The sequence below is a fragment of the Stappia sp. ICDLI1TA098 genome, from assembly GCF_054880955.1.
In genome coordinates this window covers 1,391,329-1,417,427 of record NZ_JBTZBT010000001.1, presented here as the reverse complement: position 1 = coordinate 1,417,427, position 26,099 = coordinate 1,391,329, and the positions used below count along the sequence as shown (strand labels likewise).

At 66.5% G+C, this 26,099-nt stretch carries 23 protein-coding genes and 1 tRNA gene; 9 read left to right on the top strand and 15 right to left on the bottom strand.

The features are described from left to right. Positions 1–70 precede the first annotated feature (70 nt). From soxB to ACSLUQ_RS06350, 6 genes are all read right to left on the bottom strand, one after another. Positions 71–1,765, bottom strand: coding sequence for a thiosulfohydrolase SoxB (gene soxB / locus ACSLUQ_RS06375; RefSeq protein ID WP_461808003.1), 1,695 nt, complete (start codon positions 1,763–1,765; stop codon positions 71–73). Between the two features lie 307 nt (positions 1,766–2,072). Continuing rightward, the gene (gene soxA, locus ACSLUQ_RS06370) at positions 2,073–2,927 is read right to left on the bottom strand and encodes a sulfur oxidation c-type cytochrome SoxA (protein WP_417773250.1); all 855 of its coding nucleotides are present in this window, start codon (positions 2,925–2,927) and stop codon (positions 2,073–2,075) included. 114 nt (positions 2,928–3,041) lie between these two features. Next, on the bottom strand, positions 3,042–3,368 hold the full coding sequence (gene soxZ / locus ACSLUQ_RS06365; protein ID WP_417773249.1) for a thiosulfate oxidation carrier complex protein SoxZ: 327 nt from the start codon (positions 3,366–3,368) through the stop codon (positions 3,042–3,044). A 46-nt stretch (positions 3,369–3,414) separates the two neighbouring features. Continuing rightward, on the bottom strand, positions 3,415–3,867 hold the full coding sequence (gene soxY, locus ACSLUQ_RS06360) for a thiosulfate oxidation carrier protein SoxY (RefSeq protein ID WP_417773248.1): 453 nt from the start codon (positions 3,865–3,867) through the stop codon (positions 3,415–3,417). 55 nt (positions 3,868–3,922) lie between these two features. Next, a complete protein-coding gene (soxX, locus tag ACSLUQ_RS06355) occupies positions 3,923–4,378 on the bottom strand; it encodes a sulfur oxidation c-type cytochrome SoxX (RefSeq protein WP_461808002.1) in 456 nt (151 codons plus the stop codon). A gap of 197 nt (positions 4,379–4,575) precedes the next feature. Continuing rightward, the gene (locus tag ACSLUQ_RS06350) at positions 4,576–5,313 is read right to left on the bottom strand and encodes a cytochrome c biogenesis CcdA family protein (RefSeq protein ID WP_417773246.1); all 738 of its coding nucleotides are present in this window, start codon (positions 5,311–5,313) and stop codon (positions 4,576–4,578) included. A gap of 310 nt (positions 5,314–5,623) precedes the next feature. Here ACSLUQ_RS06350 and ACSLUQ_RS06345 point away from each other — a divergent pair, with 310 nt between their 5' ends. The 3 genes from ACSLUQ_RS06345 to ACSLUQ_RS06335 all read left to right on the top strand — a co-directional run bounded on the left by ACSLUQ_RS06345 (position 5,624) and on the right by ACSLUQ_RS06335 (position 7,530). After that, positions 5,624–5,929, top strand: coding sequence for a thioredoxin domain-containing protein (locus ACSLUQ_RS06345; RefSeq protein ID WP_461808001.1), 306 nt, complete (start codon positions 5,624–5,626; stop codon positions 5,927–5,929). Positions 5,930–6,029: 100 nt separating this feature from the next. Then, positions 6,030–6,362, top strand: coding sequence for an ArsR/SmtB family transcription factor (locus ACSLUQ_RS06340; protein ID WP_417773244.1), 333 nt, complete (start codon positions 6,030–6,032; stop codon positions 6,360–6,362). 73 nt (positions 6,363–6,435) lie between these two features. Next, positions 6,436–7,530 carry a YeeE/YedE family protein gene (locus tag ACSLUQ_RS06335; RefSeq protein ID WP_461808000.1) on the top strand — a complete coding sequence of 365 codons (1,095 nt, stop codon included), beginning with the start codon at positions 6,436–6,438 and terminating at the stop codon, positions 7,528–7,530. Between the two features lie 68 nt (positions 7,531–7,598). Here the strand turns inward: ACSLUQ_RS06335 and ACSLUQ_RS06330 are convergent, their stop codons facing one another. From ACSLUQ_RS06330 to tpiA, 8 genes are all read right to left on the bottom strand, one after another. Further along, a complete protein-coding gene (locus ACSLUQ_RS06330; protein WP_417773242.1) occupies positions 7,599–7,895 on the bottom strand; it encodes a hypothetical protein in 297 nt (98 codons plus the stop codon). Between the two features lie 307 nt (positions 7,896–8,202). Further along, positions 8,203–8,278 (bottom strand) — tRNA-Lys (locus ACSLUQ_RS06325). 185 nt (positions 8,279–8,463) lie between these two features. Next, positions 8,464–11,634 (bottom strand): efflux RND transporter permease subunit, encoded by a 3,171-nt coding sequence (locus ACSLUQ_RS06320; protein WP_461807999.1) that lies wholly within the window; start codon positions 11,632–11,634, stop codon positions 8,464–8,466. Between the two features lie 6 nt (positions 11,635–11,640). After that, a complete protein-coding gene (locus ACSLUQ_RS06315; protein ID WP_461807998.1) occupies positions 11,641–12,786 on the bottom strand; it encodes an efflux RND transporter periplasmic adaptor subunit in 1,146 nt (381 codons plus the stop codon). 104 nt (positions 12,787–12,890) lie between these two features. Further along, entirely contained in the window at positions 12,891–13,754 is an 864-nt protein-coding gene (locus ACSLUQ_RS06310; protein WP_417773239.1) for a VOC family protein, read from the bottom strand. Positions 13,755–13,806: 52 nt separating this feature from the next. Further along, positions 13,807–15,435 carry a CTP synthase gene (locus ACSLUQ_RS06305; RefSeq protein ID WP_417773238.1) on the bottom strand — a complete coding sequence of 543 codons (1,629 nt, stop codon included), beginning with the start codon at positions 15,433–15,435 and terminating at the stop codon, positions 13,807–13,809. 134 nt (positions 15,436–15,569) lie between these two features. Continuing rightward, complete coding sequence (gene secG, locus ACSLUQ_RS06300) at positions 15,570–15,947, bottom strand: preprotein translocase subunit SecG (protein WP_417773237.1); 378 nt, start codon at positions 15,945–15,947, stop codon at positions 15,570–15,572. Positions 15,948–16,105: 158 nt separating this feature from the next. Further along, positions 16,106–16,855 carry a triose-phosphate isomerase gene (tpiA, locus tag ACSLUQ_RS06295; protein ID WP_461807997.1) on the bottom strand — a complete coding sequence of 250 codons (750 nt, stop codon included), beginning with the start codon at positions 16,853–16,855 and terminating at the stop codon, positions 16,106–16,108. Positions 16,856–17,086: 231 nt separating this feature from the next. On the opposite strand from tpiA, the gene ACSLUQ_RS06290 reads away from it, so the two are divergent. The 6 genes from ACSLUQ_RS06290 to lexA all read left to right on the top strand — a co-directional run bounded on the left by ACSLUQ_RS06290 (position 17,087) and on the right by lexA (position 23,454). Then, the gene (locus ACSLUQ_RS06290; protein WP_461807996.1) at positions 17,087–18,976 is read left to right on the top strand and encodes a peptidylprolyl isomerase; all 1,890 of its coding nucleotides are present in this window, start codon (positions 17,087–17,089) and stop codon (positions 18,974–18,976) included. Positions 18,977–19,031: 55 nt separating this feature from the next. Beyond that, positions 19,032–20,060, top strand: a complete 1,029-nt coding sequence (trpD, locus tag ACSLUQ_RS06285) for an anthranilate phosphoribosyltransferase (RefSeq protein WP_461807995.1) — start codon at positions 19,032–19,034, stop codon at positions 20,058–20,060. Further along, entirely contained in the window at positions 20,053–20,865 is an 813-nt protein-coding gene (trpC, locus tag ACSLUQ_RS06280; protein ID WP_461807994.1) for an indole-3-glycerol phosphate synthase TrpC, read from the top strand. Before trpD ends, trpC begins: the two co-directional genes overlap by 8 nt. 31 nt (positions 20,866–20,896) lie before the next feature. Then, positions 20,897–21,412 (top strand): cyclic pyranopterin monophosphate synthase MoaC, encoded by a 516-nt coding sequence (moaC, locus tag ACSLUQ_RS06275; protein WP_417773232.1) that lies wholly within the window; start codon positions 20,897–20,899, stop codon positions 21,410–21,412. Beyond that, on the top strand, positions 21,409–22,626 hold the full coding sequence (locus ACSLUQ_RS06270) for a molybdopterin molybdotransferase MoeA (RefSeq protein ID WP_461807993.1): 1,218 nt from the start codon (positions 21,409–21,411) through the stop codon (positions 22,624–22,626). Before moaC ends, ACSLUQ_RS06270 begins: the two co-directional genes overlap by 4 nt. Positions 22,627–22,743: 117 nt before the next feature. Next, positions 22,744–23,454, top strand: a complete 711-nt coding sequence (lexA, locus tag ACSLUQ_RS06265; protein ID WP_417773230.1) for a transcriptional repressor LexA — start codon at positions 22,744–22,746, stop codon at positions 23,452–23,454. On the opposite strand, the gene ACSLUQ_RS06260 is transcribed toward lexA, so the two are convergent. Further along, complete coding sequence (locus ACSLUQ_RS06260) at positions 23,448–26,087, bottom strand: ComEC/Rec2 family competence protein (protein ID WP_461807992.1); 2,640 nt, start codon at positions 26,085–26,087, stop codon at positions 23,448–23,450. The genes lexA and ACSLUQ_RS06260 overlap by 7 nt on opposite strands. Positions 26,088–26,099: the final 12 nt, after the last annotated feature.

The window sequence follows — 26,099 nt, the reverse complement described above, 5'->3', positions numbered from 1 at the left end:
GCGTTTCAGATTTACAATTTCAGATACGTGAACATTAAAGACGGATTCCGCACCCCTTCGGGCGCGGATTTCAGATGCCGGTGACCTTCACCGACCTGTTGGGTTCGAGCGTGACGGTGCTGCGATCCTTGAGATGGGCCTCGACCACATCCCAGATCGCCGGCCCCTCGGTGCCTTCATTGACGCTGGCCCAGCCGGCGACGACATAGCTGCGCGAGGCGTCGATGGGGGTGCCGTCGGCCAGCAGCGTCATGTCCGAGATGCGGCTTCCGATCTCCCTGGTCGGGTCGATCGCATAGCCCATTCCGCCGACGCGCACCATGTCGCCACCCTGCTGGTAGTAGGGGTCGGCGTTGAAGAGATTGTCGGCCACATCCTCAAGGATGTCCTTCAGCGTCGCGCCGGTCATCTCGTTGCGGTAGACGGCCGGATAGGTCATCGAGACCGCGTTGTGCAGGTCCTCCACCCGGATCGCCTCGCCCGAGGGCACGCTGGTGCCCCAGCGGAATCCCGGCGACAGGGCGATCTCGGCCTCGCGCTGCTCCAGCAGCGCCTCGCAGATCAGGTCGTCGAAGGTTCCGTTGAAATTGCCGCGCCGGTAAAGCAGCGTGTCGGTGGTGGCCAGCTCGCGGGCGAGTTCGTCCGCATAGGGCGCGCGCACCTTCTCCACCAGCGCGGAAATCTCCGCGTCCGGTGCGATCACGTCGGAAAAGATCGGGATCAGCTTGTAGCGGTAATCCTTCACCTCTCCATCCCGCACATCCAGATCGAGGCGGGAAAGGAACTTGCCGTTGGAGCCGGAGGCAACCAGCAGCGTCTTGCCGACCAGCACGGGCTCGGGCAGCGCGTCATGGGTGTGACCGGTCAGGATGACGTCGATGCCGGTCACCCGCGACGCCAGCTTGCGGTCCACGTCGAAGCCGTTGTGGGAGAGCAGAACCACCACATCGGCCCCCTCCTCGCGCGCCGCGTCCACATTGGCCTGCACGTCCTCCTCGCGAATGCCGAAGGACCAGGTCGGGATCATCCAGCGCGGATTGGCAACCGGCGTGTAGGGAAAGGCCTGGCCGATGACGGCGATGCGCACGCCGCCGCGTTCGTAGAGCCGGTAGGCCTCGAAGACCGCCTCATCCCACTCGGTGTCGCGCACGTTGCCGCCAAGGAAGGGATAGGGCAAGGCATCGACCAGTTCCTTCACCCGGTCGGCGCCATAGGTGAACTCCCAGTGGCCGGTCATCGCATCCGGCGCCAGCGCGTTCATCACCTCAATCATGTCCTCGCCACCGGTCTTGAGCGAGGTATAGCTGCCCTGCCACGTGTCGCCGCCGTCGAGGAACAGCGTGTTGGCCTCGCGCTCGGCGCGGATCGACTTGAGCACCGTGGCGATCCGGTCGACGCCGCCCATGCGGCCATAGGCCCGCGACAGCGCGTCGAAGTCGGTCGAGGTCAGCGCATAGGCTTCCGGCGAGCCGGGCTTGAGGTTGTAGAGCTTGAGGAAGTCGTCGCCGGTCACATGCGGCGGCAGTCCCTTGACCTCGCCGACACCGAGATTGGTGGAGGGTTCGCGGAACCAGATCGGCATGAGCTGGGCGTGGATATCGGTCAGATGCACCAGCGTGACATTGCCAAGCGGGCGGAAGCCGAGAATGTCGTCCTGGGAAAGCGCCTGCTGCGCCGCAAGCCGGGCCCAGTTGCCGAAGCCCGACCCGGCGGTCAGGGCGCCGGTGGCAACCGCGGCCATCAGGAATTCGCGTCTCGAGATCATCGTCGTCTTTCCGGTCTTCTGGTCCGCTCCGCCAGGCCCGTTGCGGGCTGGGTCGCCGATTTTCTGTCGTTCGAGGCACCCGTCGGGAGCGGGCGTGGCTCGCGGCACGCGAGCCCGGGCGTTGCGGTTCGGGCAAGGCAAGGCCGTTGCGTCGCAAGGACGCCCGACCGGTCTTGCCGGGTTGATCTTGTGCGGTCGAAGGCGGGACGCCTTCCCTCGGGCCGCGCGCCGGCAGCGGCAATGGCCCTGACGGATCGTTCGACCCTGAAGCGACCGGCCCGGGCTTGAGCCCGGTCCGGTCAGCGCGTCAGTTGCGCACCGCGGGCGTTTCCACCGAAAGCCCCGTGCCGCGCCAAGCGAGATAGGTCTCCAGCGCCACCAGTTCGTCAGAGCCGACGTCATAGGGCTTGGCGCGCGTGTCCTTGATACAGCCCTTCAGGCGGCGGTGCAGCGAGCCGAGCTTCTGCCACTTGAGCCGATAGGTCGGGAAGCCATTCGACTGCCCCTGGCTCAGGTGGTCGGCGCGGATGTACTTGCCGTTGTTGTCTTCGTGGCAGTTGGAACAGGCAAGATCGAGCTGGCCGGTGCGGGTGTAATAGAGTTCCTTGCCGCGATCCCACCAGCTCTGCATGTCGCCAGCGGCCAGGTCGAGCTGCACCGGCATGCCGCGCGACTGCAGGCCCACATAGGCCGTCATGCCGAGCATCTTGTCCGATTCCCACTTCCAGGCCTCGGCGCCCATGCGCTCGGTGCGGCAGGCATTGATCGTCTGCTCGAGGGTGAGCGGCTTGCCCGCGGCGTCGCTCCACTTCGGCATGGCGGCGCGCACGCCCTTCATGCTTTCCGAAGCGTCATCGTGACAGCTCTGGCAGGATTTTCCCGCCGTGCCGTCGACATTGGACCATTCGCCCTCACCGACCTCGACCATCAGGAAACCTGGATTGGTGAAGTCATCGAGTTCGAGTTCCTTGGTCTCCTCGGTCCGGAACTCGAAGCCGGAAACGACTTCATCGAGCGGGTGCCCCTCCGGCGCCTTCGCCCGCGTGACGATGGTGACGCCATCGATCTCCGGCATCGCCGCGTCCTCGGCCATGGCAGGACCGGCCGCGATCATGGCGGCGCTCGCGCATCCCGCCAGGATGATCCCCGGAAGCTTCCTCATTTGGCTTTCCCTCCAGCGCGAACCGGTCTCTGGCTCGTCTTGTTGCTCTTCGGCCTTCTGCCCGCCTGCCCGAGGCGGGCACGGCCGGTGCTCCCGACACCGGCCGTCTTGCAATCACTCGACGGCGATCTTCGATTCCGTCTCGTAGATCGATCCGTCGTCATCCACCCAGGTGAACTTGAACGTGCCGCTCTCCGGCACCTTCGCGTTGAACTCCAGATAGGGGTTGGCCGAGATCGCCGGATCGAGATCGCACGAGAACACGGGCTTGCCGTTGAACTCGCAGGTGAACTTGTTGATGATCTGGCGCGGGATGATCTTGCCGTCGGCGTCCTTGCGCTGGCCCGACTCCATCTTGTGCGAGATCAGCGTCTTGATCTGGATGACCTCGTCCTTCGATGCCTTCTTGGGCACCTTCACGCGGGGCTTGGAATTCGCCATGTCACGCTCCTTGCAGCGTTGAATTTCACGAAAGCAGGGGCAGCGCTCAGCCGCCGCAGCCGCCGATCGTCACCTTGACCGTCTTGCGATCCACATAGACCTTGCCAGTCGACGTCTTCGCCAGCGCGATCACGTCCTGCGTCTTGGCGAGCCGCATGCGGGTGGTGGCCTCGGCCGCGCCCGACATCGGCGTGAAGTGGAACGTGGCGACGCCCGGGGCCGGGTTGCCGGCGGCGAGCAGGATCACGTCCGTGACATGGTCCTCATCGGTCATCGGGCTGTCGACGCTCACGCCGACCGGGACCGTATTGCCGTTCTCAGCGATCTCGGGGGCCGTCAGCGAGACCGTTCCCTCCTCGGGGGCCGTGCCGCCGGTAAAGGCGTCGATCGCCGCCTGCACCTTGGCATCGTCCGCCAAGGCGAACGCCGGAAGTCCGGCGACGGTCAGCACTGCGGCTCCGGCACCCAGCGCGAGTGCCTGGCGTCGTGTCAATGTCATTTGCGTTTCCTCACGGGTTTGCCCGAAGCGGATGGCCGCTCCGGCGCGCCGGACGTCAGTCCTTCAGCGTCATCAGATAGGCGACCACGTCCTCGACCTGTTGCGCGGTCAGGATCGACTTGCCCTTGAAGTCCGACCCCACGCGGACGAAGCCTTCGTTGCGGTAGAAGGCCGGCATGATCGTGCCGTCGTAGACGTTCTTGGCGTTGACGATGATCAGCCGCAGCGCCGCCTGGTCCCAGCGGTCGGCGACGCCGTCGAGCGGAGGCCCGACATCGCCGTGGAACGGCTGGTCCGCCAGCGCTTCCGCCGTATGGCAGGCGATGCAGTTGCCAAGCTTGCGGTCGATCATCGCCGCGCGCCCGGCATCCGGATCACCCGCCACGCCGGTCAGCGACTTCGGGATCGTTCCATCGACGATGTCATAGGAGACCAGCTCTTCGGCGGAGGCCGCGGCAGCGCTGAGTACAAGCGCGCAGGCGATCCCCATACCCCGACGAATGAGGCTCATAGGCGTTGTTCCTTCCCTCTGCCGGTTGAACCGGTCATTATCTCTCTCTCCCGCCGTTGTGCCACGGCATGAGGGAAGCCTAGCAGCAATGCGAAGGGCGATCAATTCACATATTCAATTATGAGAATGCGTCATCGGATATGAACATGCGTCGGCGCGCGCGTCTCCTCGCCGCCGCGGAAACGGGCTGCGGCCGCTCAGCCGATGACGGCAAGTGCCGGAAAGGTATCGAGAAGCCAGAACGAGACACGCGCCATCTGACCGGTCATGAAAGCGAGACCGGTGAGAATCAGGAACACGCCCATCACCTTCTCCACCGTCGACATGTGCCGACGGAAGCGCCCCATGAAGCGCATGAACGGACCGGCGAAAAGACTGGCGACCAGAAACGGCACACCGATTCCCAGTGCATAGGCGGCCAGCAGCACCGCGCCGTGCAGCACCGAGGCCTCGCTGCCGGCGACGAACAGGATCGAAGCCAGGATCGGACCAACGCAGGGTGTCCAGCCGAAGGCAAAGGCAAGGCCGATCACATAGGCGCCGATCAGGCCGGCGGGCTTGCGGTCCACCTGAACGCGGGCCTCCCGGTAGAGAAACGCGATGCGAAAGACGCCGAGGAAGTGCAGCCCCATGGCGATGATCGCCACGCCGGCGATGTAGCCCAGCACCTGCATGTGCTGGGTCACGAACTGGCCGATGAAGGAGGCGCTCGCTCCCAGGGCGACGAAGACGGTCGAGAAGCCGAGGACGAAGGCCAGCGAGGCGAAGAAAATGCGGCGCGGATCGGCCTTCTTCTCGCCCTCCCCGGTCAGTTCGTCCAGCGAGACGCCGGCCAGGAAGCCAAGATAGGGGGGCACCAGCGGCAGCACACAGGGCGACACGAAGGACAGGAGCCCGGCCAGAAAGGCGCCGGCGATGGTCACGTCGTCAAACATTCATGCGCTCCTGTTTCACGGACGGCGTCCGGTGCGTCGGCAGCCGGAAGATCTCATTCCGGCCCGCGCGCCCGCAGCGTCCTCGCATGTCCGGCGCCCCGCGACAATGTGACAGCGAGTCGCCATTTCGTATTCTGACTTTTGCATATGAATCGCGTACCCTGTTATAAGCAAGCGGGAACACGAACCCGCCTCAACTTTGCGCGAGCGATGGACAGCCGTGACGAGAACACGACAGATTTTCGTAATTCTGGCTCTGATCTTGCTGGAATTGCCGCGAATTGGCGCCGCGACGGCTGCCGAACTGATCATGTTCGAACAGCGCGGCTGCGAATGGTGCGCGCGCTGGAACGCCGAGATCGGACCGATCTATCCGAAGTCCGACGAAGGGCACCTTGCGCCGCTTCGCCGCGTCGACATTCACGCGCCAATGCCGGAAGATCTCGCCTGGATGCGCGGCGAGCGCTTCACGCCCAGCTTCGCGCTGGTGCATGAAGGGGTCGAATACGGGCGGATCCGCGGGTATCCGGGAGAGGATTTCTTCTGGGGCCTGCTCGGCGAGATGGTCGCGCGGTTTCAGGCACGAAAGCCGGCCGGCGTGGACCCGGCGGGCTAGCCCGGCAAGCGGAATCAGATCTTGAGCGAATACGCCCAAGCCCTTGTTCCAACAAGGTTTCAGGCCACCCTAGGCCATTGATCGAATGAAGGAGAACTGCGTGGCACTTCCGCGCGTGGAGGATCTGGAATGCTCCTCCGAACTCGACAAGATCATCGACAACGCCCGCAAGGCGAGCGATTTCCTCAAGGCGATCGCCCATGAAAGCCGGCTGCTGATCCTGTGTATCCTCTCCGAGGGCGAGAAATCGGTCACCGAGCTTGAGGCGCTCCTGTCGCTTCGCCAGCCGACCGTTTCGCAGCAGCTCGCACGCCTGCGCATGGACAAGCTCGTGACCACGCGGCGCGAGGGAAAGACGGTATACTACAGCCTCGCCAACGAGGACGCTCGCAAGGTGATCGAGACCGTCTACGACGTTTTCTGCAGGGATTGATGCGAGAAGGCCAACAGAACTCATACAAATCAATGGCCTGACCGTATCCGGTGTTGCGTGGGGAGGCGCGGCGATGGATTTCACGACACCACAGGTGATGGCGGCCTGCGGCTTTGCCGGCGGCGCTGTCCTCGGGCTTGCCGCCCGCGCCGGCCGCTTCTGCGCGATGGGCGCGCTGGAGGACGCTTTCCTCGGGCACGACACGCGCCGTCTCAAGAGCTGGGCGCTCGCCATCGCGGTTGCCCTCGCCCTCACCCAGGTTCTCGCCCACGCCGGCATCCTTGACCTCCGGCACTCGATCTACCTGTCGCGCGGCTTTCCCTGGTTCGGCGCCATCCTCGGCGGACTGATGTTCGGCATCGGCATGGCACTGGTCGGAACCTGCGGTTTCGGCACGCTGGCACGCATCGGCGGCGGCGACCTGCGCGCCCTGGTCAGCTTTTTGGTGATGGGCATTTCCGCCTATATGGCGATGGGCGGAATCACCGGAATGCTGCGGCTGCGATTCGTCGAGCCGCTCACGGTCGCGCGCGAAACCGGCCCCGCCCTCGACGACATCGTCGACCGGCTGCTGGGCATCGACACCGGCCCCGTCATCGGACTTCTGATTGCCGCGGCGCTGGCGGTCTGGTCCTTACGCGGCGGCGCCGTCCTGGGCCGGAAACGCTATTGGATGAGCGGACTTGCGGTCGGTCTTGCGATCACCGGCGGATGGCTTGCGACCTGCGTTCTGGGGGCTGATCCCTTTGCCCCGCAGCGCCCCGTCTCCTTCACCTTCGTCCGCCCGCTTGGCGAGACCCTTGTCTATCTGATGACCTTCTCCGGAGCGACGCTCGATTTCGGCATCGGCTCGGTCTTCGGCGTTGTCGCCGGCGCTTTCGCCGGCGCGCAGATCCGGCGTGAATTCCGCTGGGAGGCCTGCGACGACGTTCGTGAGCTGCGCCGCCATATGGTCGGCGCCTTCCTGATGGGAACGGGGGGCATTCTCGCCTTCGGCTGCACGGTCGGCCAGGGTCTCACCGCCGCCTCGACGCTCTCGGTCTCCGCACCGGTGACCATCGCTGCAATCGCGCTCGGCAGCCGCCTGGGACTGCAATGGCTGATCGAGGGATCGCTCACCGGTCTGGCGGAACGTATGGGCCTGTCATGGCGCGGAGGGCGTGGCTGAGCGTTGTGGCAAGAGCGACTGAGACATCGAATTGAGGGCGACGCCGTCAGTCGGGCCTCAGCCGACCGTCACTCCGGCTTGCGTCCGCCCTGGATGACCTCAAGGAAATGCCGACGCAGAACGGCCTCGTCCTGCCCCTCGCGCAACCCCTGACGCCACTGATCGATCACAAGCCGCAACGCCAGTGTCTCGCGCGTATGCGGAAGCTGGCTGAGATAGTCGGTGAAGAAATCATCGAGCGCCAGCCGGTCGAGCGCGCCCTGCGCGATCAACCCGTGAATCAGCGCCATGGTCGCGGCGATGTGTCCCTTGAGGAACTCGAACTCCGCGCCGCTCGGCGTATTTCCGTCCGATCCGTCGGTCATTGCCGGCTCCAATTCCGTCAGAAAGGTCGGCATGTTCGCCGCGTTGCGACGGGCACGCACTGGCATCTGGAGACGCAAGACGGGTCTGGCCCGGCTCCTGTCGATCCTCCCGCCACCAACGGCTCGCTCTCCTCCACGAGAGCCATTGTAGACGGGCGACGATTATAAATAGTTAAACCGGTTGCAGGCAATGTCAGATCGCTACCGGAGCGATAAACAGCGGAAAACACAGGAAAACAGCAGCGGCCACGCGCCAGCGCGGTGCGGCACGCACGCTCTGGCCGACGGTGCTTCGAAAAGGAGGGAGTGGTGAGCCCGCAGGGGCTCGAACCCTGGACCTACTGATTAAAAGTCAGTTGCTCTACCAACTGAGCTACAGGCTCACGACGCGTTTCCTGTAACAACGCGCGCGGGCCAAGACAAGGGGGTATCGGCCGCTTCCCACAAATCCGGCACCCCGGCCGCGGATCGGGACAGGAAAATGCGCCACCCCGGAACGCGAAACGGGCAGGAAGCGCAAGCCCCCCTGCCCGTTCGAATCCTGGGAAACCGCGAGGCGCCGGCCCGATCAGGCCGGCGCGGCTTTCGCCGCTTCCGGGCTTTCCGGCTCGCTCTCGGCGTCGATGCCCTTGTAGATGCCCTTGGCCCGCTCGCGCAGGATCTGCATGACCACATAGAGCACCGGCACGAAGACGACGCCAAACAGGGTGGCAAAGGCCATGCCGCCGAAGACGGCGAAGCCGATGGCCTGCTGGCTGGCCGCACCCGCTCCGTTCGCCGTCAGCAGCGGGACAACGCCGAGCAGGAAGGCCAAAGCCGTCATCATCACCGCGCGGAACCGCAGATGCGCCGCCTTGCGCGCCGCCTCGCGGATGGAACGGCCGGCGGCGCGCTCCTCCATGGCGAACTCGACGATCAGAATGGCGTTCTTGGCGCCAAGGCCGACGAGCATGATGATGCCGATCTGCGTGTAGAGGTTCACGTCGCGACCGGTCACCATCACCGCCACAAAGGCACCGAGAACCGCGATCGACACCGTCAGCAGGATCGCCACCGGCATCGTCCAGCTCTCGTATTGGGCGACGAGGAAGAGATAGGCGAAGAGCACCGACAACAGCAGCACGAAGACGACAATCGCGCCCGAACCCTGCTGTTGCAGCGCAGTGCCGGTCCACTCGAAGGTGTAGCCGGAGGGAAGCGCTTCCTGCGCCGTCGTCGCCATTTCCGTCATGACCGAGCCGGTCGAAGCACCCGCCGTGGGCGAAGCATTCACCGACGCCGCGCGGAACATGTTGTAGCGGTTCAGGATCTGCGGCCCGAGCACCGTATCGACCTGGACCAGCGCGCGCAGCGGCACCATGTCGCCCGCCTGCGAGCGCACATAGAGCCGGCCGATGTCCTCCGGACGGTCACGGAACCGGCCCTCGGCCTGAATCATGACCTTGTAAACACGTCCGAAGAGGTTGAAATCGTTGACGTAGTAGGACCCGAGGTAGGACTGCAGCGTGCTGAACACATCCGTGATCGCCACACCCAGCAGCTTCGCCCGGGACCGATCGAGGTCAACGAAGAGCTGCGGCACATTGGCCCGGAAGGTCGAGTAGGCCTGCGCGACGGACGGCATTTGGTTGGACGAATAGACCATCGAGCCGATGGCCGATGCCAGGTCCTGCGGCGTGCCGCCGCCGGTCTGCTGCACCTTCATCTCCACGCCCGCGGTCGTTCCCAGACCCGGGATCGGCGGGGCGTTGAAGGCGATGATGTTGGCCCCCGAAATGGTCGAGAAATCCCGCCAGAGCTCGGCCAGGATCGCATCCGCACTGAGCGAGGGCGCCTCGCGCTGGTTCCAGTTGGTGAGCTTGACGATCACCATCGCGGTGTTGGTCGACAGGCCGGAGTTGAGGATCGAGAAGCCGTTGACGGTGATCACATGCTGGACGCCGTCGACCTTCTTGAGCCTGTCTTCCATGTCGGCGGTGATGACGCCGGTCCGCGGCAGCGCCGCGCCATCGGGCAGTTGCACATCGACCATCAGGTAGCCCTGATCCTCGAGCGGCAGGAAGCCCTTGGGCAGCTTGCCGTCGAGGAACACGATGCCGCCGACGGCGAAGGCAACCGCCAGAAGCCCGATGAAGGAGCGCGGCAGAAGGCGCGAGACAACGCCCACGTAGCCATCGCGCGCTGCCCCGATCACCTTGTCGAAGAGAGCGAAGATGCCCGTCGACGGGCCCTTGCGGGCGCGCAGGATGAGGCCGCAGAGCGCCGGTGAGAGCGTCAGCGCGTTGATCGAGGAGATCAACACCGACACCGAGATGGTGATCGCGAACTGGGAGTAGAGACGCCCGGTGATGCCGGGCATGAAGATCGTCGGAACGAAGACGGCAAGCAGCACCAGCGTCGTCGCGATCACCGGCGTGGTGATCTGCGTCATCGCCTTGACGGTCGCCTCGCGCGGCGAGAGACCCTCGTCGTTGATGATGCGCTCGACATTCTCGACCACGATAATGGCATCGTCGACGACGATGCCGATGGCCAGCACCAGCGCGAAAAGGCTGATGGTGTTGAGCGACATTCCCGCCGCCAGAAGCACCGCGAAGGTGCCGATCAGCGACACCGGAATGGCGATGGTCGGGATGATCGTCGCACGCCAGTTGCCCAGGAAGATGAAGACGACGGCGACGACGAGCGCGAAGGTGATGGCAAGCGTCATCACCACGTCGTCGAGCGAACGCTGCACGAATTCGGTCGTGTCGAAGGGAATGGCGTAGGAGAGATCGTCCGGGAACGACTTCGACAGTTCGTCGAGCTTGGCACGCACGCCATCGGCGACGTCCAGCGCGTTTGCGCCAGGCGCCTGGTAGACAGCGAGAACCGTGGAGGGACGGCCGTCGAAACGACCGTTGGCGGAATAGAACTGGGAGCCCAGATCGACCCGCGCCACATCGCCGACGCGCACCAGCGCACCATCCGCGCCCGTGCGCAGGATGATCTGCTTGAACTCCTCGGGCGTCGACAGACGTCCCTTGGCCTTCACCGTGTACTGGAACTGCTGCCCCTCGGGCACCGGTGGCGCGCCGATCTGGCCGGCGGCGACCTGCACGTTCTGTTCGCTGATGGCCGAGATGAAGTCGCCGGGCGTCATCTTCAGGCTCGACAGGCGATCCGGGTCGAGCCAGATGCGCATGCCATAGGCGAAGTCGGTCAGCACGTCGGCCTTGCCGACGCCCGGAATACGGGCGAGCGCGTCCTTCAGGTTGATCGACGCATAGTTCGCCATGAACACCTCGTCATAGGTGTTGTTCGGCGAATAGAGCGTGACCACGAGCAGCATGTTGGTGGAGGCTTTCTGCACCGTCACGCCGTTCTTGGTCACGTCCTGCGGCAGCATGCTGGTTGCCTGCGCGACGCGGTTCTGCACGTTCACCGTGGCGATGTCCGGATCCGTCCCGACCTCGAAGGTGACGTTGAGCGAATAGCTGCCGTTGTCGGTGCTGTTCGACGACATGTAGATCATGTTGTCGACGCCGTTGACCTGCTCCTCGAGCGGCGCCGCCACGGTTTCCTCGACCACCTGGGCGCTGGCGCCCGAATAGGTCGCGGAGACGCTTACCACCGGCGGGGTGATGTTCGGAAACTGCTCGACCGGCAGCGAGATGTAGCCGAGCACACCCGCGATGGTGATGACGATCGAGATGACCAGCGCGAATTTCGGCCGGTAGATGAAGGTCCGCGAGAACATCGGGGTCTACTCCACCGGCTTGGCGTCGGGGGCGGTCTGCACCGGCACGCCAGGACGGACCTTCTGCAGCCCGAGGGTGATGACCCGCTCGCCCTGCTGGAGCCCCTTGGTGACGACGAAATTCGTGTCCACCTGCTGGCCAAGCTCGACGTAACGCTGCTCGACAAGGTTCTTGTCGTTGACCGCGAGCACGAAGGCGCCGCGCTGGTCGCGCTGGATCGCCGCCTGCGGAATCACAAGCGCCTTCTGGCCCTTGGCGGCCTCGATCACCACCGTGACGAAGGTGCCGGGAACCAGCAGCAGGTTCTTGTTCACGAAGCGGGCGCGGATCGAGATCGTGCCGGTCCTCGAATCGACCGCGTTGTCGATGAAGACGATTTCACCGTTTTCGCCGTATTTGTCGCCGTTGGGCAGCACCAGATGCACGTCCGGAACATTCTCGGCGACCATGTCGCCGGCCTTGCCTCCGCCCTGCATCGTGTCGAGATAGTCCTTCTCGCTGATGGCGAAATTCACATAGACCGGCGCCTTGCTGACCAGGCGGGTGATCGGGCCCGAAGTGGGGCCGACGACGTCGCCGACGCTGAAGGCGGTCTTGCTGATCTGGCCGTCGAAGGGCGCGGAGATCTTGGTGTAGCTAAGGTTGAGCTCGGCGGTCTTCAGCCGCGCCTGGGAGGCGTCGACATTGGCGTCCGCCTGCTCCTTGGAGGCATTGGTCGCATCGAACTTGGCCTTGGAGATATGGCCCTTCTGGTAGAGGTCCGTATCGCGCTCGAGGTCGGCGGCCTGCAGCGCCGCGCTGGCCTTGGTGTTGGCGAGATCCGCCTCGGCGGACGCGACGGCTGCCTCATAGGAGGTCTTCTCGATGGTGAAGAGAAGCTCTCCCTTTTTCACCATCGCGCCGTCAGCGACGTTCTTTGTCTCAAGAAAGCCCGAAACGCGGGCGAGGATCTGCACGTCGTCGATCGCCTGGATCTGGCCGACGAACTCGACCGACTGACGCACGTCCTGCTCGACGGCGGCGGCGACGGAGACCGTCGGCGGCTGCGCCTTGGGCGCGGCGGTGTCGTCGGAAGGGCTGCACGCGGAGAGCAGCAGGAGCGCGAGCCCCGTCGCGGCCGCGGGCACCGACAGCTTAGGCATGGCAGACATGTATCGATCCGTCCCTTTTCAATTCGCCGGCAAGGCCTCGGGCGCGGACGCCTTGCGCCCGATCCCCCAGCCGGTTCCCGCAGAGGAAAGCCTACACGCGGGCGTCAGACAAAAACAAGCGCGACGCCATTGCCGTCGCTTGCGGGGATCCGAAGACCCTCCGGTGTTTCGCCATGGGCAATGCCCTGATCCGCGAGGCGTTCGCCAAGAGCGCGGCGGTCCGCCCCCTCGATCACCAGCGCCGCGATACGCAGTCCGTCCTTCGGTGCCGGAGCGCTGTCGCCGAAAAGCGCCGCGTAGGCCGCCGGCGTCAGCACGCGGATCTCGCCGCGCGGCGTCTCGACCGAAAGCCCGAGGCTGGTCGCGCGCATCTCGCGCACACCCGTGAAGGCAGAAAGAAACTCGTGTTGGGAGGCCGGTTCGTCGCAGGTCAGGACGAGGCTTGCCAGACCCTGCGCGCCATTGGCGTGGGTCATGTAGGCCCTGGACCAGAAACTCGCGGGGAAGCGGTTGCGGCAGGTGAAATAACCAAGCTCCGCGTCGAACGGGTTCTCGACGAAGGTGAGATCAAAGCCGACCTCGCGCTTCTCGCCCGTCTCCAGCTCCTGCGTCCGGCCGAAGGAAAAGGGCTCGAACACCTTGAGCCCGGCACGAAGGAAATCGTCCCGGTCGGCCTGCGGATCACCGCTCTCCAGCACGATCATCGATCCGCCCTCGCCGTGCGCGAGGAAATCGCGGTTGAACGCGCCGAAGGAGAAGACCCGCTCGGAGGTCTCGGGGATCATTGCCCCCTCGCCCACCGACAGCAGCTCGATGAAGAAACCGTCGAGCTGGACCAGACGGTTTTCCGTGCCCCAGGGGTGGCGCGCGCGCGGCGTCACGGTGAAGCCGACGCGCTCAAGGCGGCTGGCTGCCGCATCAAGATCGCGCACCGGCCAGACGAGATGATCGAGTCCACGCGCCCGCATGGGCTCCTCCAGGTCAAGAAGTGCCCGCGCCGGGACCGGCGCGGGAAGGCCGTCAGACCAGCCGGCTCTGCTCCATGGCCGCCGCGATGAACGAGGCGAACAGCGGATGCGGCTCGAACGGCCGCGATTTCAGCTCGGGGTGATACTGCACGCCGATATACCAGGGATGATCGTCGATCTCGACGGTCTCCGGCAGCTCCCCGTCCGGAGAGGTCCCCGCGAAGCGCAGGCCCGCCTCCTCCAGCCGCTGGCGATAGCCGATGTTGACTTCGTAACGATGACGGTGGCGCTCGGAAATCAGCTCGCTGCCATAGATCTCGGCAATCCGCGAACCGGCCTCGAGCCGCGCCGGATAGGCGCCGAGGCGCATGGTGCCGCCCATCTCGCCGTCGGAGCTGCGCACTTCCATCGTGTTGCCGCGCGACCATTCCGTCATCAGGCCGACGACGGGCTCAGGCGTCTCGCCGAACTCCGTCGAGTTGGCGTCCTTGATGCCGGCGAGATTGCGCGCCGCCTCGATGACCGCCATCTGCATGCCGAAGCAAATGCCGAAATACGGAACCTTGTGGGTGCGTGCGAATCGCGCCGCGGCGATCTTGCCTTCCGCGCCGCGCTCGCCGAATCCGCCAGGCACCAGGATGCCGTGCACGTTCTCAAGCCAGGGCGTCGGATCTTCCTTCTCGAAGATCTCGGAATCGATCCACTCGGTCCGCACCCGCGCGCCATTGGCGATGCCGCCGTGCACAAGCGCCTCGATCAGCGACTTGTAGGCGTCCTTGAGCACCGTGTACTTGCCGACGATGGCGATGGTCACCTCGCCCTCGGGGTTGGCGAGGTTTTCGGAAATCTCGGTCCAGCGGGTCAGGTCCAGCGCCGGCGCGCCGGTGATTCCGAAGGCCGAAAGCACCTCTTCGTCGAGGCCTTCCTCGTGATAGGCGATCGGCACGTCGTAGATCGACTTGACGTCATACGCCGGCACGATGGCGCTCTCGCGCACATTGCAGAACAGCGACAGCTTGCGCCGCTCCCCGTCCGGGATCTTGCGGTCGCAGCGCACCATCAGGATGTCGGGCTGAATGCCGATGGAGCGCAGCTCCTTGACCGAATGCTGCGTCGGCTTGGTCTTGAGCTCGCCCGCAGTGGCGATGAAGGGCATCAGCGTCAGGTGGATATAGACGGCATGGCCGCGCGGCAGCTCGTTGCCGAGCTGGCGGATCGCCTCGAAGAACGGAAGCCCCTCGATGTCGCCAACCGTGCCGCCGATCTCGCAGAGCACGAAGTCGAAGTCCTCGTTGCCGTCGAGCACGAAGGCCTTGATCGCATCGGTGACATGGGGAATCACCTGCACCGTGCCGCCCAGGTAGTCGCCGCGGCGCTCCTTGGCGATGATCTCCTGATAGATCCGCCCGGTGGTGATGTTGTCCTGCTTGTTTGCGGGACGACCGGTGAAGCGCTCGTAATGGCCGAGATCGAGGTCGGTTTCCGCCCCGTCGTCGGTTACGAAGCACTCGCCGTGCTGATACGGGCTCATCGTGCCCGGATCGACATTGAGGTAGGGGTCGAGCTTGCGCAGCCGGACCCTGTATCCGCGAGCCTGAAGAAGCGCTCCAAGGGCCGCAGACGCAAGCCCCTTGCCGAGCGAAGACACCACGCCGCCAGTGATGAAGATGTAACGCGCCATGGACAAATACCATATCGCTGCGGGCAGTGATTCGTCCGCCCGACACTGAGTTAACACACAAGAAAATGCCCCGCGAACCGCATCGCGGGGCATTCGTCGAGAAGCTTGTCGCCGGCAGGACCGGCAGCCGGCCCTTACTGGGCTGCGGGGACCTGAGGTCCGCTCGGCTGCGGCTCGGCCGGAGCCGGCGGCTTGAGCTGGTCAAGGACGCCGTTGCCCGTGCCCGTCGTGCCTGCGGCCGGCGCCACGGGGGCTCCGGGCGCGGCATCGAGGATCGAGGCCGGGCGGTCGCCCATGCGGGCAACGATCGCAAGCGCCAGCGACGTGGCGAAGAAGACAGCCGCGAGAACCGCGGTCGCACGGGTGAGCACGTTGGCGCTGCCGCGCGCGGACATCATGCCGCCGCCGCCCCCGCCAATGCCGAGCGCGCCGCCTTCCGAGCGCTGCAGCAGAACGACGAGCACCAGTGAAAGCACCACCATCAGGTGAACAACGATGAGAACGGTTTCCATCGACAACCAGTCTTTGAATTGGGGATTGCGCCGGGTTCTACACCAAGCCCGAGCGTCTTTCCACCCTTGTTCGTCCCCGAAAGGGGCACCATCTCGAATACCCCGTACCGCGCCCTCGCCGCAGACACGGCAAAGGCTCCAGGCAAGAGGCGCGAAAATCAACCGAGCGCGGCAACGATACCGAGGAAATCCGCCGCCTTCAGGCTTGCACCGCCCACCAGGGCGCCATTGACGTCGGCAACGGAAAGAAGTTCCGCGGCATTCGCCGGCTTCACCGACCCGCCGTAGAGCAGACGGATCGCGGAACCGGCCTCCCCGAAGCGCCCGATCAGTTCGCGGCGCATAAAGGCGTGCATCGCTGCGACATCCTCGACCGTCGGCGTCAACCCGGTGCCGATCGCCCAGATCGGCTCGTAGGCGACGACGAGATTGTCGCCATTACCGCCCTCGGGCAGCGACCCGGCGAGCTGGCGACCGACGACAGCCTCCGCGTCGCCCGCGCGGCGCTCGGCCTCGCTCTCGCCAACGCAGACGATGGCGACGAGCCCGGCCCGCCAGACCGCCTCGGCCTTGGCCTTCACCGCGGCGTCACCCTCGCCATGGTCGGCGCGGCGCTCCGAATGGCCGACGATGACCAGCGATGCGCCCGCGTCCTTGAGCATTTCCGCCGAGATATCGCCGGTATGCGCGCCGTTTTCGGCGGCGTGACAATCCTGGCCGCCGACCAGCAGGGGCGTGCCCCCTGCCGCATCGGCAGCACGCGCGACGAGCGTTGCCGGCGGGCAGATCGCCACATCGACCGTGGCGCCGGCGATGCCCGCGGCAACGGCCTCCAGCTCGGCGAGCGAGGCCGCAAGGCCGTTCATCTTCCAGTTTCCGGCGATCAGCGGACGAAGCGCGGTGGTCATGTGTCGTGTCTCCCAGGGGTCGGACCCGTCGTCGGATCCCTCTCGGCCGGATGCGGGCGAACGGCCAAGGGTGGCCTACCAGAAATTCCCATCCGATCAAGCCGAAGCGGGTGGATTTCGGCCCTCGCAGCGCCTTGCCCCGGCAGCCGCGCCTCTCTATGATCCGCCCTCCTCGGTACCGTCCTGCGGAACCGGCACCCTTTTTATCGCCCGAGAACGACGGAAGCCGCAATGCTCGATGCTCTGCGCAATGGCGCAAAGTCCTGGATTTCAAAACTCCTCATGCTGCTGCTCGTGATGAGCTTCGCCGTCTGGGGCATCTCAGGCAACATGCTGACGATCGGCAGCGACAAGGTGGCCACTGTCGGCGACGAAAGCGTGTCGCTGGAGCAGTTCGACCTGTCCTATCGGCGCGAGCTCCAGCGCATCGGCCGCAGCATCGGCCGACCGCTTTCGACCGTGGAAGGCGCATCCTTCGGGCTGCCGGGCCAGGTGCTTGGCCAGCTCGTGGCGGAAGCCGCGCTCGACCAGACGGCGGCGGATCTCAATCTCGGCGTCTCCAACGAGGAACTCGTCAGGCTGATCCAGAGCGCACCGTCGTTCCAGCGGCCCGACGCCGGCGGCTTCGACCGCGCCCTGCTGGCCCGCGTGCTTCAGGCAAACGGCATGAGCGAGGACGAGTTCATCGCCGAGCGCCGCCGCTTCGAGGAACGCAGGCAGATCGCCGATTCGATCAGCGGCGGCATCACCACGCCCTCGCCGATGCTGGAGGTCTTCAACCGGCACGCCAACGAGGAGCGCAAGATCGCCTATGTCGTGCTGCCGAAGTCATCGGCCGGCGAGATCGCCGATCCGGACGAGGCGGCGCTGTCGGCCTATTTCGACGCCAACAAGGCCCGCTTCGCGGCTCCCGAATACCGCGCGGTCTCGCTGCTGAAGCTGACGCCGCAGGAGATCTCCCGTCCCGATGAGGTGACGGAAGACGAGATCAAGCAGGAATACGAAGCCTCGGGCGACCGCTTTGGAGAGCCGGAGCGCCGCCACATCCTGCAGCTCACCCTGTCCGGACCCGATGCCAGGAAAAAGGCCGAGGCGCTGCTTGCCGAGGGCAAGAGCTTCGACGAGATCCTGACCGAGTTCGGCACCACCGCGGACCAGATCGACCTTGGTTCGCTGACCCGCGCTGAACTGGTCGACCCGGCCATCGCCGAGGCCGCCTTCGCGCTTGGCGAGGGTGAGGTTTCCGGCCTTGTCGAGGGCCGTTTCGCTCCTGTCCTGCTGCGCATCGTCGAGGTGACGCCGGCCCACAAGACGCCGCTTGCCGATGTCTCCGACGAGCTTCGCACGCAAGTCGCGCTGCGCAAGGCCGAGCGCGAGATTCTCGACCTGCACGACGAGATCGAGGATGCCCGCGCCGGTGGCGCGACGCTCGCCGAGGTCGCCGAGCGCTTCAAGCTGAAGCTTGAGACGCCCGCCGCCTTCGACAGCGACGGCAAGGGCGAGAACGGCCAGGCCGTCGAGCTACCGGACGTTCCCGAGCTGGTGGGAGATGTCTTCGAGAGCGACATCGGCGTCGAGGCCGATGTTCTGCAGCTCGGCCGCGACGGCTTCATGTGGTTCGAGGTCACAAAGGTGACGCCGGCCCGCGACCGTACGCTCGACGAGGTTCGCGCCGATGTCGTCGCCGCCTGGAAGGAGCAGGAGCGCGGCAAGAAGCTCGACGCCATGGCCGCCGAGATCGAGACCGCTCTCAAGGATGGCGGTGCGTTCGATCAGATCGCCGCCGGCAAGGGGCTGGAGGTCAAGACCGCGCAGGGCGTCAAGCGCGCCTCGACCGACACGCCGCTGCCCCAGGCTGCCGTTTCCGGTGCCTTCACCGGCCCTGTCGGCGTCTCCGGCGCCGCCACGGGTCCTGACGGCACCCGCTACGTCTACGTCGTGACCGATACGAGCGTCCCTGCGTTCTTCCGCGAGGCAGGCGAGATCGCCGCCCTCGACCAGCGGCTCGCGCAGGCGCTCCAGACCTCGGTCATTGGCCAGTACGTGCAGGAGCGCGAGAAGCGCCTCGGCGTCAGCTTCAACCAGGCCAACATCAACCGCGTCATCGGCCAGGGGGGCTGACGCGACCGCGCCCCGCACCAGTCGCGGGGCGCGCGCACGCGCGAGGGGAAAGACGATGAGCAACCTCAAGGCCCTGATCGCCAAGGTGGCCGACGGCAACGCGCTGACACGCGCCGAAGCACGCCAGGCATTCGACGTGATCATGTCGGGCGCAGCCACACCGTCCCAGATCGGCGGTTTCCTGATGGCGTTGCGGGTTCGCGGCGAGACCGTCGACGAGATCGCCGGCGCGGTGGCGACGATGCGGGCGAAGATGCTTCCGGTCACGGCTCCCGAAGATGCCGTCGACGTGGTGGGCACCGGCGGCGACGCCTCCGGCAGCTACAACATCTCCACATGCTCGGCCTTCGTCGTCGCCGGCTGCGGCGTGCCCGTCGCCAAGCACGGCAACCGCTCGCTGTCGTCCAAATCGGGCGCTGCCGACGTCCTGATGGCGCTCGGCGTCAACATCGAGGTCTCGCCGGCGCAGATCTCCACCTGCATCCGCGAGACGGGCCTCGGCTTCATGTTCGCGCCGAACCACCATTCGGCGATGAAGCATGTCGGCCCCGCCCGCGCCGAACTCGGCACGCGCACGATCTTCAACCTGCTCGGCCCGCTTTCCAATCCGGCCGGCGTGAAGCGCCAGATGGTCGGTGTCTTCGCGCGCCGCTGGGTCGAGCCGATCGCCGAGGTGCTGCATGCGCTCGGCTCCGAAGCCGCCTGGGTGGTGCACGGCTCCGATGGCCTCGACGAGATCACCGGAACCGGCACCACGAGCGTCGCCGAGCTGAAGGGTGGAGAGATCCGCAGTTTCGAGATCTCGCCAGCCGACGTCGGCCTTCCGATCTGCCGGCCGGAGGACCTGAAGGGCGGAGAGGCAGCGGACAACGCCGTCGCGCTCAAGGGCGTGCTCGACGGCGAAAAGAGCGCCTATCGCGACACCGTTCTGATGAACGCCGGCGCGACCCTGGTGGTCGCCGGCAAGGCGGGCACGCTCGCCGAGGGCGTGGCCATGGCCGCCCGCTCGATCGACGATGGCGCCGCGCTCGACCGGCTGAAGCGCCTTGTCGCCGTGTCCAACCGGGAGAGCGGCAATGACTGACATCCTCAAGCGGATCGAGGCCTACAAGCGCGAGGAGATCGCCGCCGCGAAGGCCAGTGTGCCGCAGGCGGAGATCGAACGGCGCGCGGCCGCCGCCGACGCTCCGCGCGGCTTTTACGACGCGCTTCTCACGCGGCGCCGCGCCGGCGACTACGGTCTTATTGCGGAGATCAAGAAGGCAAGCCCTTCCAAGGGGCTGATCCGCCCCGATTTCGACCCGCCCGCACTTGCCCGCGCCTATGAAGAGGGCGGAGCGGCCTGTCTTTCGGTGCTGACCGATGGACCTTCGTTCCAGGGCGCACCGGAGTTCCTCGCCGCCGCGCGCGGCGCGACTTCCCTGCCGGCGCTGCGCAAGGACTTTCTCTTCGACACCTATCAGGTCTACGAGGCGCGTGCCTGGGGCGCCGACTGCATCCTGATCATTCTCTCCGCCGTCGACGACAAAACCGCAGCGATGCTCGAGAATACCGCGCTCGACCTCGGCATGGACGTGCTGATCGAGGTGCATGACGCGGTGGAGATGGAACGGGCGCTGCTGCTCTCCTCTCCGCTCGTCGGCATCAACAACCGCAATCTGCGCACCTTCGAGACCGATCTGGCGACCAGCGAGGCGCTTGCGCCGATGGTACCCTCCGACCGGCTGGTGGTGGGCGAATCCGGCCTCTTCACGCCGCACGATCTTGCCCGCATGGGCAACTCCGGCATTTCCACCTTCCTCATCGGCGAAAGCCTGATGCGCCAGGACGACGTCGCCGGCGCCACCCGCCGGCTGCTGGCGCGCGACGACGCCGCCGCGGCCGAGTGACCTTTCGCCCGTGCAAGGGACGCATGAGCACATGACTGCCGACACCCCCAAGCTCACCCATCTCGACGACAGCGGCGCGGCCAACATGGTCGATGTGTCCGGCAAGGCCGTGACCACGCGGGAGGCGACGGCCAGGGGGCATGTGCGCATGAAGCCCGAGACGCTGGAGATGATCCGCTCCGGCAACGCCAGGAAGGGCGACGTTCTGGGCACCGCGCGCATCGCCGGCATCATGGCCGCCAAGCGCACCCATGAACTCGTGCCGCTCTGCCATCCCCTCGCCCTGTCCCGGGTCTCCGTCGACATCGAGCCGGACGACGCGCTGCCAGGCCTCAGGGTCAGCGCCACGGTGCGTCTCGCCGGTCAGACGGGCGTCGAGATGGAGGCGCTGACGGCGGCCAGCATCGCCTGCCTGACGATCTACGACATGGCCAAGGCCGTCGACCGGGGCATGGTCATCGGCGACATTCGCGTCACCGCCAAGTCGGGCGGCAAGTCCGGCGACTGGGTGCTCGACGGCGACGACCTGGAGCCCGACACGCCATGAGCCTGATTTCCGTCGAGGAGGCGCTTGCACGGCTTGTCGGCGGCGTCGAGCCGCTGGCGGTGGAAACCGTCGCGCTCGCCGAGGCGAACGGCCGCGTCCTTGCCGCCGATCTCGCCGCCCGCCGCACGCAGCCGCCCTTCGCCGCCTCCGCCATGGACGGCTACGCCGTGCGCGCCGCCGACATCGCCGCGACGCCGGCGACCCTGCGACTAATCGGCGAGGCCCCCGCCGGCCATGCCTTCGCCGGACGGGTGGGTCCGGGAGAGACCGTGCGCATCTTCACCGGTGCGCCGCTGCCCGAGGGCTCCGATACGATCCTCATTCAGGAGAATGCGACGCGCGACGGCGACATTGTGACCGCGTTGGAGAGCGAGCCCGAAGGGCGTTACGTGCGCGCCGCCGGCCTCGACTTTGCCGAGGGAGATGTGCTGCTTTGCGCCGGAACCAGGCTCGGCTTTCGCGACCTGGCGCTCGCCGCGGCGATGAACCACGCTCATCTCGCGGTGCGTCGCCGGCCGCGCGTGGCGATCCTGGCGACCGGCGACGAACTGGTCGAGCCCGGCGGCAACCCGGCTGACGACCAGATCATCGCTTCCAACGACACCGGCCTTGCCGCCTTCGTCGAGGATTGCGGCGGCGAGGCCATCCGCCTCGGCATCGCCCGCGACACGCAGCACGCGCTGGCCGAGCGCATCCAGGCGGCACGGTCGGCCCGTGCCGACATTCTCGTGACGTTGGGCGGCGCGTCGGTCGGCGACCACGATCTCGTGCAGGATGCCCTCGGGCTTGCGGGAATGGAGCTCGCCTTCTGGCGTATCGCCATGCGCCCCGGCAAGCCGCTGATGGCTGGTGCCATCGGTGACATGCGCGTGCTGGGGCTGCCTGGCAATCCGGTCTCCAGCCTCGTCTGCGCCCTGCTCTTCCTGCGTCCGTTGATCGACGCGCTCTCGGGGCTGCCGGAAGCCGGCAAGCGCGGCGCGGAAATGCTGCCGCTGGCGGCGGCGGTCGGCGAAAACGACCGGCGCGAGGACTACCTGCGCGCCAGCCTTGTCATCGGCGAGGATGGGATCGAGCGGGTTCTCCCCTTCCCGCGACAGGATTCCTCGATGCTCGCCACGTTCGCACTGGCCGAGGCGCTGGTGGTCCGCCCGCCCCACGGCGCCGCGCTCGCCGCTGAAACCCGCGTCCCCGTCCTCCGCCTCGACCGCCGCTGACGACCTCGCCGCGAAACGGCGGTTGTGGAACAAGCCGGGAACGGCTAGACTATGTTCATGATTTGTCCGGGAACATGAGTCGCCGGCGCGCGGAGCGCCGATGGGGGATGCCGCAGAATGTTGACGCGCAAGCAGCACGAATTGCTTCTCTTCATCCATGAGAGGCTCAAGGAAGCCGGCGTGCCGCCCTCCTTCGACGAGATGAAGGATGCGCTCGACCTTCGCTCGAAGTCCGGCATTCATCGCCTGATCACCGCGCTGGAGGAGCGCGGCTTCATTCGCCGGCTGCCGAACCGCGCGCGCGCGCTCGAAATCATCAAGTTGCCCGAATCCGTTTCCCCCGGTCTGGCCGCGCCGCGCAGTCAGGGGTTTTCGCCTTCCGTCATCGAAGGCTCGCTCGGCCGGCCGCGCGAGACCGCCCCGCCCGCGCCTGTCACCGAATCGGAGAATATTTCCATTCCCGTGATGGGGCGAATTGCCGCCGGCGTGCCGATCGAGGCGATCCAGACCCACAGCCACACGATCTCCATGCCGGCCGACCTTCTCGGAAACGGCGAGCATTACGCACTCGAGGTGCGCGGCGATTCGATGATCGAGGCCGGCATTCTCGACGGCGACACGGTGGTGATCCGCCGTTCCGACAGTGCCGACAGCGGTGACATCGTCGTGGCCCTTGTCGACGACGAGGAAGCGACGCTGAAGCGGTTGCGCAAGAAAGGCGCGTCGATCGCGCTGGAGGCGGCGAACCCTGCCTATGAAACGCGCATCTTCGGTCCCGGCCGGGTGAAGGTTCAGGGCAAGCTCGTCTCGCTCTTCCGTCGCTACTGAGCGACAGGAACCGATGGCGTCCACGGACGGCGCCAGCGATAGGAAGGCACTGCCGTCACCCGCAACGCCGGGTGACCTTGCCCCTTTGCCCCCGATCCAGACAAGGAGGCGGAGGGCACGCCTGTCGCTTGCATCGCGCGCATCGGCGTTGCAGTTGCATCTGCCCGCACCTGCCGCTGCCGCGTATCTTGCGCCTCACTCTCCTCTATCCGCCTCCCCCCGGTCTGCTTTCCCCCCAGTTGCTCTGCCTGCTCTCCCTCTGTCTGTCCGCCTTCTCCTTGCCGCGCGCGAGGGCGACCTGCCCTCTTCTCGACGGAGATCGCAGCGAGGCTGGCGGCCGGCCCTGGAGGCTTTTCGTCCAGGTCGTCATCGCTGGCATTCCCGAGCGAAACACCGACGCGGGCCGGCGGGCCGATGCTCCGCTGCCCCGGTTCGGCCGCACTGCCCTGCCGGGCCGGCCTCGCAGGTTCCTCAGTGCCGACCGACAGGGTGGCGGCCTCTTCGCGACCAGGTTCCGCTGCGGTCTCGTCGACGTCAAAATAGAGCGCCGTGGCGCCGTCACGCGCAAGGCGCGGGCCGTCGAAGATCCAGCGCGCCGCGCAATCGGTCGGCGCCTGCAGCGGCGTGACGAGAATGTCGGCGCGCTCGCAATCCTCGGCAAGCCCCTCCGGCGCGCGCGTCAGCGCCACGACAAGCGGCGAGCCGGACGTTGCCGCATGGGCGGTTGCCACGCACCCGAGAGCATCGCAATTCATGCGCCCGCGCGTCAGGTGGCGTTCGGCAAAGGACTTCGGCCCCACCCCGTCGGCGCGCAGCCACATTTCGCCGGCAAAGCCTGTCGGCCGTGCCGTCACCATCAGCCGCCCCGCCGGATCGCGCAGCGCGACATGGCGACCGTTCTCCGCAATCAGCATGTCCGGATGCCGATCGACCGACTGCAGCCAGATCGCCAGCGCCAGTGGAACCCCGGCAAGCTTGCGTGTGCCACGCGGGGCCAGGCAAAGGAGCGCGCCCGTCGTCACCACCAGCAGCGTGGCGATGAGCGACGGCGCGCCAACGATGCCGTCCCCCGGCGTCCGCTCTGCCGCCCATCGCGACATGGCGACGACGAGATCGAGTCCGGCCCCCATCGCGGCAAGCGGCAGCAATTCGAGCCCCAGCGGCATCAGCGCCAGAGACAGCACCGCGAAAGGCATGACGACGAGCGTCACCACCGGCATCGCCAGGAGATTGACGAGAGGACCGAGCGGCGCGACCCGGTGGAAATGATAGGCGCCGATGGCGCCTGTCGCGGTGCCGGCGATCAGCGAGGTCAGCAGGATCGCACCGAGCCAGCGGGTGGAGACGCGCAAGCCGCTCACCGCCACCGCCGTAACGCCCGCGCCGCCACCGTCGGGCTCGCGCCGCGCCGGGCTCCGGCGGGCCAGCAGTTCCTCATAGGCGGCGATCAACGCGACGACCGCGGCAAACGACATCTGGAGCCCCGGATCGAGCAGCGCTTCCGGCGTCGCCACAAGGATCACGAGCGCTGCAAGCGCGGCATTGCGCAAGGTGAGCGCCCGTCGGCCGACCAGCCTGCCCATCAACACCAGAACGGTCATCGCGAAGGCGCGTTGGGTGGCGACCGAGGTTCCCGAGACGAGCAGATAGAAGGTCGCCGCCGCCAGTGCCGCGCCCGACGCCCAGATGTCTATGGGCTGTTCGTCCGCGAGCTTGCGCGAAAGCGCCAGACCAGCGCGTGCGACGAAAAACACCGCCCCCGAAAAGAGCGCCATGTGAAGGCCGGAGATCGCCAGGATGTGGGCCAGGCCCGCCGTCCGCAGTACCTCGGTGACATCTGGCGGAATGGCCGTTCGGTCGCCGACGATGAGCGCGACGGCCAGCGCGCCTGCGACCGTCTCCCCGAGTGCCGCCTGGACGCGGCCGGCGATCGTCATGCGCAACGCCCCGAGCCCCGCCTTGAGGCGCAGGAGCAGCGGGGCGGTTCCAAGATCAACCCGCTGCGGAGCGCCGAATGCGAAGCCGGTCGCCCCGATCCCGTCGAAAAAGGCGCGGAAGGAATAGTCATAGCTTCCCGGCATCACCGCCCCGGGCGGCGGCATCAGCCGGGCACGCACCCGCACGCCATCCGCGACGCGCAAGGGCGCATCGAGACGCGAGCGCACCGTGACCCGCACACGTTCCGGCATGACATCCGCCCGAAGTCCCTTGGCCGCGACGACCGCGACCTCGAGACGGACACCGCTTTCGGTCTCCTCCACCGTGGCGACAAAGCCCTCAAGCGTCACCGTTCGCGCCCGCTCGAGCACCGGTGCGGCCACCAGCACCGTGCGCAGCGCCCCGGTTGCAAGCCCGGAGACGACCAGAGCGCCCAGCAAGAGCAGCAGTGCGGCCTCGCCCCTGCGCCGCCCCCGCAAGACGAGAACGCCGAGCCCGCCCGAAACGGCAATCAGAAAGCCGGCGGACGGCTCGGCTGGAAGCGCGAAATAGCCGGCAATGCCGAAAATGAAGGCAAGGCTCGCCCAGGGGAGCCCGCGCCCGGCGGCCAGCGCCTCGACAACCGCGTCGCCAAGCCCCTGCCACCTCGCGTCGCCGTATCCAGCGCCCGAGAACCGGCTCCGTCGTCGAAGCATGAACCGCCTGAG

What these genes read in the sequence shown, in the direction of transcription:
- secG (WP_417773237.1), bottom strand. Translation starts at nt 15,947, where the DNA reads ATGGAAACCGTTCTCATCGTTGTTCACCTGATGGTGGTGCTTTCACTG.
- trpC (WP_461807994.1), top strand. Translation starts at nt 20,053, where the DNA reads ATGACTGACATCCTCAAGCGGATCGAGGCCTACAAGCGCGAGGAGATC.
- ACSLUQ_RS06310 (WP_417773239.1), bottom strand. Translation starts at nt 13,754, where the DNA reads ATGCGGGCGCGTGGACTCGATCATCTCGTCTGGCCGGTGCGCGATCTT.
- ACSLUQ_RS06345 (WP_461808001.1), top strand. Translation starts at nt 5,624, where the DNA reads ATGTTCGAACAGCGCGGCTGCGAATGGTGCGCGCGCTGGAACGCCGAG.
- ACSLUQ_RS06315 (WP_461807998.1), bottom strand. Translation starts at nt 12,786, where the DNA reads ATGTCTGCCATGCCTAAGCTGTCGGTGCCCGCGGCCGCGACGGGGCTC.
- ACSLUQ_RS06320 (WP_461807999.1), bottom strand. Translation starts at nt 11,634, where the DNA reads ATGTTCTCGCGGACCTTCATCTACCGGCCGAAATTCGCGCTGGTCATC.
- soxY (WP_417773248.1), bottom strand. Translation starts at nt 3,867, where the DNA reads ATGACATTGACACGACGCCAGGCACTCGCGCTGGGTGCCGGAGCCGCA.
- ACSLUQ_RS06350 (WP_417773246.1), bottom strand. Translation starts at nt 5,313, where the DNA reads ATGTTTGACGACGTGACCATCGCCGGCGCCTTTCTGGCCGGGCTCCTG.
- soxA (WP_417773250.1), bottom strand. Translation starts at nt 2,927, where the DNA reads ATGAGGAAGCTTCCGGGGATCATCCTGGCGGGATGCGCGAGCGCCGCC.
- ACSLUQ_RS06335 (WP_461808000.1), top strand. Translation starts at nt 6,436, where the DNA reads ATGGATTTCACGACACCACAGGTGATGGCGGCCTGCGGCTTTGCCGGC.
- soxX (WP_461808002.1), bottom strand. Translation starts at nt 4,378, where the DNA reads ATGAGCCTCATTCGTCGGGGTATGGGGATCGCCTGCGCGCTTGTACTC.
- ACSLUQ_RS06290 (WP_461807996.1), top strand. Translation starts at nt 17,087, where the DNA reads ATGCTCGATGCTCTGCGCAATGGCGCAAAGTCCTGGATTTCAAAACTC.
- ACSLUQ_RS06260 (WP_461807992.1), bottom strand. Translation starts at nt 26,087, where the DNA reads ATGCTTCGACGACGGAGCCGGTTCTCGGGCGCTGGATACGGCGACGCG.
- lexA (WP_417773230.1), top strand. Translation starts at nt 22,744, where the DNA reads ATGTTGACGCGCAAGCAGCACGAATTGCTTCTCTTCATCCATGAGAGG.
- tpiA (WP_461807997.1), bottom strand. Translation starts at nt 16,855, where the DNA reads ATGACCACCGCGCTTCGTCCGCTGATCGCCGGAAACTGGAAGATGAAC.
- ACSLUQ_RS06330 (WP_417773242.1), bottom strand. Translation starts at nt 7,895, where the DNA reads ATGACCGACGGATCGGACGGAAATACGCCGAGCGGCGCGGAGTTCGAG.
- soxZ (WP_417773249.1), bottom strand. Translation starts at nt 3,368, where the DNA reads ATGGCGAATTCCAAGCCCCGCGTGAAGGTGCCCAAGAAGGCATCGAAG.
- trpD (WP_461807995.1), top strand. Translation starts at nt 19,032, where the DNA reads ATGAGCAACCTCAAGGCCCTGATCGCCAAGGTGGCCGACGGCAACGCG.
- moaC (WP_417773232.1), top strand. Translation starts at nt 20,897, where the DNA reads ATGACTGCCGACACCCCCAAGCTCACCCATCTCGACGACAGCGGCGCG.
- ACSLUQ_RS06270 (WP_461807993.1), top strand. Translation starts at nt 21,409, where the DNA reads ATGAGCCTGATTTCCGTCGAGGAGGCGCTTGCACGGCTTGTCGGCGGC.
- ACSLUQ_RS06305 (WP_417773238.1), bottom strand. Translation starts at nt 15,435, where the DNA reads ATGGCGCGTTACATCTTCATCACTGGCGGCGTGGTGTCTTCGCTCGGC.
- soxB (WP_461808003.1), bottom strand. Translation starts at nt 1,765, where the DNA reads ATGATCTCGAGACGCGAATTCCTGATGGCCGCGGTTGCCACCGGCGCC.